General features: G+C 47.3%; 5 protein-coding genes. All 5 read left to right on the top strand.

The annotated features are described in order from the left end of the window. Window positions 1-63: 63 nt before the first annotated feature. Window positions 64-228, top strand: coding sequence for an anaerobic ribonucleoside-triphosphate reductase (gene nrdD, locus Q0117_RS05345; RefSeq protein ID WP_005869389.1), 165 nt, complete (start codon window positions 64-66; stop codon window positions 226-228). A gap of 17 nt (window positions 229-245) precedes the next feature. Continuing rightward, window positions 246-968, top strand: coding sequence for an anaerobic ribonucleoside-triphosphate reductase activating protein (locus Q0117_RS05340; RefSeq protein WP_297923488.1), 723 nt, complete (start codon window positions 246-248; stop codon window positions 966-968). A gap of 448 nt (window positions 969-1,416) precedes the next feature. After that, window positions 1,417-2,439, top strand: coding sequence for a ribonucleotide-diphosphate reductase subunit beta (locus Q0117_RS05335; protein WP_295152816.1), 1,023 nt, complete (start codon window positions 1,417-1,419; stop codon window positions 2,437-2,439). A 279-nt stretch (window positions 2,440-2,718) separates the two neighbouring features. Then, window positions 2,719-3,354, top strand: a complete 636-nt coding sequence (locus tag Q0117_RS05330) for a protein-L-isoaspartate(D-aspartate) O-methyltransferase (RefSeq protein WP_297896800.1) — start codon at window positions 2,719-2,721, stop codon at window positions 3,352-3,354. A 155-nt stretch (window positions 3,355-3,509) separates the two neighbouring features. Continuing rightward, a partial coding sequence (locus Q0117_RS05325; RefSeq protein WP_297923486.1) for a hypothetical protein occupies window positions 3,510-5,083 on the top strand: 1,574 nt, incomplete at its 3' end.

Below are 5,083 nucleotides of genomic sequence, written 5' to 3'. Positions count from 1 at the left end.
GCCAAGCAGAGCAAGGGCGCCTAAATAGCGATTTAAATTTTAATCTTAATGAAAGGATGGAGAATGGAATTTCCAAAAGAGTTAGAAGCAAAACGCACAAAATGCGTCGTTTACACAAGAGTGATGGGCTATTTGCGCCCAGTAGAGAGCTTTAATATCGGAAAGAAGGGCGAACACAAAGAGCGCGTCTTTTTTGAAGAGAAAAAAGACAAAAAGCAGATCGCCTAGTCGCCGCTATCGGCCAAATGCAACAAACGCATACGAAGCCGCCGCAAGCCTTAAACCTGCGTAACGCGCAGATTTACGAGATCACGCCGTTTACGATGCTTGATTTTCCTGATCACATCGCCGCGATCGCGTGGTTTTGCGGCTGCAATATGCGCTGCAATTACTGCTACAACCCACAAATCGTTACTTTACGGGGTAAAATTTCAAACGAAGAGTTTCTACGCTTTTTGGATGCGCGCGCGGGCAAGCTTCAGGGCATCGTATTTAGCGGCGGCGAATGCACCTGTGCGAGCGATTTTATCCCGCTGGCGCACGAAGTTAAGCAGCGCGGCTTTTTGCTCAAGGTTGATACCAACGGCTCAAATCCGCAAAAGATCGAAGAGGCGCTAAGCCTAGGGCTGATCGATTATATCGCGCTTGATTTTAAGGCGCCGCGGCAGGATTTTGAGCTCATCACGAAGTCAAGCTTATACGATAAATTTCTGCAAACTCTTAGGCTTTTGCTGCGGCAAAATTTTAAATTTGAGGTGCGCACGACCGTGCATGCCGATTTTTTAAACGAAGCAAAGATCAAGCAGATGGCGCAAATTTTATGGAGCGAGGGCTACCGTGGCGTCTATTATCTACAAAACTTTCTACCCACCGGCGATAATTTCGGTAATTTAGGCGCGCCGCTTGCGAGCTTTGATCCGAGCAAAATCCGCACCGATCTAAAGATAGAACTTCGAAATTTTGATTAAATTTACGCCGCCGCGCGCGTCTTGCCGCGATGAACGCGATGAAATTTTTCTAGCGCGCATTGTCCGGCGTATATTGTGCCTCGATAAAATTCCGCCTCGCCGTTTGCCGCAATGGTGCTTACTGCAGGCATTGGCGAAAAGTAAATAGATGGAATCGCACCGCATGCCTTTAAAATTTCATCATAAAATTCCTCCATCATAAAATTTTACCCCAAAGTTTTGCCATAAAATTTCATTTCAAAGCTCCAAGTATACAGCCGGTATAAAATTTAGCTTTTGCTCGCTCGGTCGCAAAATTCCGCTATGTGCTCCTGCCGAGCTGTGCGCGTCTTATAAAATTCCGCGCAAATTTTACGGGTGAAATTTCACGCCTTTAAATTTTGCCCGCAAAGCCTTCGATAAGATTTTTTTCGTTACAATACGCCCTAAATTTTTAAAAAGGCAAAAAATGGATAGGAAAAAAATCTACAACCCCTTCTCCGACGAGACGCTTACCGATCGCAAGATCTTCGGTGGCAATCCGCAGGGAATTTTAAATTTTACCAAGGCGAAATATCAATGGGCGCTGAAACTTTGGGATCTGATGGAGGCCAACACCTGGTTTCCCAAAGAGGTCGATACCACCGACGACGTGCGCGATTATAACTTCAATCTCACAAGCGCCGAGAAGCGGATGTACGATCTCGTGTGGAGCCAGCTGATATCGATGGATAGCTTTCAGACCAACAATCTCGCCGATAATATCAACCCCTACATCACGGCACCGGAGATCAACGCCGTGCTCGCTCGCCAAGCCTACGAGGAGGCCAACCACAGCAAATCTTACGCCGTCATGGTCGAGGCGATCTGTGAAAACACCGATCTCATTTACGAGATGGAGAAGCACGACGATATGCTCCGCAGGAAAAACGACTACATCTCAAGTGTCTATGAGGAGCTTGCGGGCGAGGTTAGCGACGATAAGCTGCTGCTAGCGATGGTTGCGAATCAAATTTTAGAGGGTATCTACTTCTACAGCGGCTTTACCTCGATCTATGCGCTTGCTCGTGCGGGCAAGATGCTAGGCAGCGCGCAGATGATCCGCTTCATACAGCGCGACGAGATCACGCATCTACTGCTATTTCAAAACATGATAAATTCCGTCCGCAAAGAGCGCGCCGATCTGTTTAACAAACGCAACGTGGATAAAATTTATGAGATGTTCGAGACGGCGGGAAACTTAGAGATCGATTGGGGCAAATACATCACGGATAATCAAATTATGGGCTTTACGGACGACATCATCGAAGAATACATCCACTACCTGGTCGATCAGCGCCTGCTCGCCATCGGGCTTGAGAAGCGATACGGCGCGAAACACCCGATAAAATGGGTCGATGATTTTTCTAAATTTAATGATCAAAAGAGCAACTTTTTCGAGAGCAAGGTCACGAACTACAGCAAAGGAAGCTTGAGTTTTGATGATTTTTAGCGGATTTTGCAGTTTGAAATTTTGCTCTGCCGCATTGCGGCACGGATACTTTGCAGATACTTGTCCGGCGCGGCACGGACGTACGATGAGCGCAGAAGGCGTATTACCTGCAAAATTTTTAAAATTTAGCCGCGCTACGTATCTAAAAAACGCAGCTCATGCTCTTTTGGCGCGGAGTGGACTTTCGGGAATTTTTAAAAATTTTATCGGCTCCGAATTTAAACAGAGCAGAAACTTTCGTGGCTTTAAATTTAACGTCTGGTCGGACGGGAGTGCACTATGGTCTCGCTAGAGCGGCTACGCTGCGAAAAGATGGCGAACGACATCGCCGAGCAGGTGAGTTTAAATCCAGCGCTTTTTGAGGCGTTTTGTAGCGTCGCTAGAAGCGAGTTTGCCCCGCTGGGCGCGCACGCCTTTAGCCTTAACGCGCAGCCCATTTTAGCCAGCCAGTGGATCAGCTCGCCGCTGACGGTCGCGCGCATGACGATGGCGCTAAGCGTGGATCCGAAGGTCGAGAAAATTTTAGAGATCGGCTGCGGCAGCGGCTATCAAGCGGCGATTTTAAGCAGGATGGTTCACCGCGTCTTTGCCGTCGAGCGCGTCGAGCGGCTGGTGGGCGAGGCGAAAAGGCACTTTGCAAATCTCGGGATTTCAAATATTAGCCTGCGCCACGACGACGGCAACGCGGGGTGGAAAAATTTCGCCCCTTTCGATAGGATCTTGCTCTCCGCGTGCGCCGAGCGGATCGACGAGCGACTGTTTGCGCAGCTGGCAATCGGCGGAATTTTGGTCGCTCCGATGAATAGAGGCGGCTCGCAAAAGATCGTTAGGTTTAGTAAAATTTCGCCAAGCGAGATCAAAGAAGAGGAGCTCGGCGCCTGCGAGTTCGTCCCGTTGGTGCAGGGTCGCGGATAGATCTAGCGCGCAGTAAATTTTAAAATTTCCTACCGCCGCGGGCGCGTAAATTTAATAAAATTTTGCTTTCGCGCTTCGCCGAGAAATCAGAGTTTTATTAATTATTTATTTAAATTCAAGTACAATACACAATTTTAATCTTACAAGGATGAGTCATGCAAGATTTTAGCAAGGAAAAGATAGAGTCGCTAGTTGCCAGCTGGAAAAATCACAACAAAAACCAATTCTGGCTTAAAAAACAAACCTCGATTTCAAAGTATTTAGGCGAGATCAAACGCTGCCTCGCAAGCTTTGATGAGACCGAGAGCGAGTTTTTGCAAACTCTGTATATAAATCTCAGCGACGGCAATCTTAGAAGCTGCAAAATTTTATCTTTGGGCGAGAAGTTCGCGCACGCCGAGTATTTCTTTATGGATCAGTATTTTGATTCCAATATCAGCGCGTTTTATTACGATTTCGCTTTTAAAGACCGCATCGTCGGCAAAAAGGAGCTGTTTCCTAAAAATGCCGTAAAAAGCGTAGATAGCGTGCTTAGCGGCGAGGACAAAAACATCGTCTCGCTTTATGTTTTTATCGAAAATATCGTAAAAAATTTCAATAGCTATTCGCAGGAGCGTACCGCGCGCGATATTTTCAAACAAAAGCTAGTCAATTTTTACGATGAGCTTTACAGGCTTCTTACGGCGGTAGATAGCGCTTTGGCGATCGATTTTTTCGACGTCGCGCTACATAATCAGCCCTTCGTATTGATGGAATTTTTAAAATCCGCGATAAATGCCGATAATTTCTATCTGATCGACAGCTACCTAAGCGACGACGGGATGCTAAATTTAGGGCTTGCCGAGGACGGCGATTTCGCGCAAATTTCGCGCGAGAAGCTCTATCTGCTAGCCAGCATATTTGCGCAGTGCAACGATGAGTTTCCGACGCTCGTTTATCGCGATGAAACCGCGCAAATTTTATCCTTGCTATACGACGAAAAGGTTGAAATTTTTGAAGAATTTTACGAGGTGAGCTCGCGATTTATCGCGGAATTTACCCCGTATCCGCAGGATGTCGTGGGCGCGGCTAGGATCGTGTACTCCTCGCTATTTTTCGAATACGTGAAAAACTACAAAAGCGAAGAGGTCGCTAAAAATACAATCTTTTACGGCGCGATCGGTACCGGTAAAACCCGCAGGCTGCGATCTTTGATAGCCGAAAAGAAGCTTGCGGCTAAAAATTTCCGCTACGTTTGCCTGCACGAAGGCTTTGAATATCGTGATTTCATCGACGGATTTTACGGCGAAAGCTTCATTAGCGGCGAGTTTAAGGCGCTGTGCAAAAAGGCGCTAAACGATCCGAAGGGCGAGTATTATTTTCTGATCGACAATGCAAGTGCTTCGAGCTTGGATAAAATTTTTGGCGAGGCGGCGGTACTTTTGGATCGCCGCTACGACGAGGAAGATGAGCTTTCGCTGATCCGCACGAAAAACTCCCATGTAATTGACGGCTTTGAAGAGGGCGAGAAAGCGCGCGCCAGCGTCGTTTTAAAGGACGGCCGCTCATATTTTGCGGTGCCTAAAAATTTATACGTCCTATGCACTCTAAGTGAGCACAAATGCGTTTCGCCGTCGATTGCAAAGGCGTTTAGATGGATCAGATGCGAGTGCGATTACGGCGCGCTTGAGGATTATTTAAGAGATCGCGAGATCGTAAATGCAAGCGCGGTCGTTGCGGTTTGCAAGGC

Origin of the sequence: uncultured Campylobacter sp., from assembly GCF_937997535.1 — a bacterium.
Taxonomy (GTDB): domain Bacteria; phylum Campylobacterota; class Campylobacteria; order Campylobacterales; family Campylobacteraceae; genus Campylobacter_B.
The sequence above is the reverse complement of the archived record's forward strand: the minus strand, read 5'-3'. Positions and strand labels throughout refer to the sequence as shown.

Excerpts from the sequence above, each read along its gene's own strand:
- nrdD (WP_005869389.1), top strand. The coding sequence starts at position 64 with ATGGAATTTCCAAAAGAGTTAGAAGCAAAACGCACAAAATGCGTCGTT.
- Q0117_RS05340 (WP_297923488.1), top strand. The coding sequence starts at position 246 with ATGCAACAAACGCATACGAAGCCGCCGCAAGCCTTAAACCTGCGTAAC.
- Q0117_RS05335 (WP_295152816.1), top strand. The coding sequence starts at position 1,417 with ATGGATAGGAAAAAAATCTACAACCCCTTCTCCGACGAGACGCTTACC.
- Q0117_RS05330 (WP_297896800.1), top strand. The coding sequence starts at position 2,719 with ATGGTCTCGCTAGAGCGGCTACGCTGCGAAAAGATGGCGAACGACATC.